Below are 1167 nucleotides of genomic sequence, written 5' to 3'. Positions count from 1 at the left end.
ATGCTAAAGCGCTAAAATTATTTAGAATATTATATCGTTTATTCTTTTTCTCACCGTTGTCTCCCCCAATTATGATTTTAGTATTATACCATAATATTCCACCATTGTCAAATGTTTATCATTCTTTCAAACACTAAATTAAAATTTTGAAAAAACCGATGTTTTGCATTTTTTTCCTTTCCTGTTTTTCCCGATATATCATATATATTTTGGGTATAACCGTTAACAATTACATAAACTTTTTCATCTTTGATTTCAACCTTAAATTTTTCTTTATCCTTCAAACATACATAAATATTTTCAGGGACTTTATTCTTACCAAGAACAGCTCCCTTTTTATATACAGCTCGAACTTTAAATTTTTCAAATCCGTAATCCAACATTTCTTTGTGATCTTTCCAATCATTCCCATCATTAAGGGTGACACAAATTAACTCCATACCATCTCTAAAAGCCGAGGAAACCAATGTTCTACCTGTTTTTTTGTAAACCCAGTTTTTATGCCTGTTGCCCCTTCATATGTTCCAAGCAACTTATTATGGTTTTTTAGAAATTCTATTCCACCCTCACGTTGCCGAGCAATCCTCCTTCTTTGCGTTGATACAATTTCAGCAAACTTAGGATTGTTCAAAGCATAGCGCGCAATCATAGCCAGTTCATAACTCGTTGTATAATGCTGCGGATCCGCTAGCCCATGCGGATTAGTGAAATGCGTATTTTTAAGCCCAAGTTGAATAGCTTTGGCATTCATTAGTTTAACAAACCCAGCCTCATTCTTGCCAAGGTGTTCCGCTATCGCCGTCGCAACATCATTTCCAGAGTTCAGAAGCAGTGCATACAGCAAATCCTCCATAAGCATTTGCTCACCTTCAGCTAAATATATGCTAGTCCCTTCAATCATGCTTGCATTATGCGAAGCGGTCACGACATCAGTAAGCTTTGAATTTTCAAGAGCAACAATTGCCGTCATGATCTTGGTCGTACTTGCCATACCCATTCTTTCGTTAGCATTATTTTCAAGCAAAACACGCCCAGTCTGCTTCTCTATAAGAATTGAGCTCTTTGCAGAATTCGCATTAACAGGTGCCACAAAGCTTAATAACAAAAATAAAACTAGCAATTGTTTCTCTATAAATTTCATAAGAAAATTTTATGCTAGCTCTAAAG

The 1167-nt window shown here is 35.6% G+C and carries 2 protein-coding genes; both read right to left on the bottom strand.

The window, feature by feature from the left end; translation table 11 throughout:
• Positions 1–107: 107 nt before the first annotated feature.
• Positions 108–467: a hypothetical protein gene (locus ACYVTD_RS13460; RefSeq protein WP_461248246.1), complete on the bottom strand. Its 360-nt coding sequence runs from the start codon at positions 465–467 to the stop codon at positions 108–110.
• Positions 431–1141: a D-alanyl-D-alanine carboxypeptidase family protein gene (locus tag ACYVTD_RS13455; protein WP_461248245.1), complete on the bottom strand. Its 711-nt coding sequence runs from the start codon at positions 1139–1141 to the stop codon at positions 431–433. Before ACYVTD_RS13455 ends, ACYVTD_RS13460 begins: the two co-directional genes overlap by 37 nt.
• Between the last annotated feature and the right edge of the window lie 26 nt (positions 1142–1167).

The sequence above is a fragment of the Treponema sp. R6D11 genome (genome assembly GCF_054786075.1).
The sequence above is the reverse complement of the archived record's forward strand: the minus strand, read 5'-3'. Positions and strand labels throughout refer to the sequence as shown.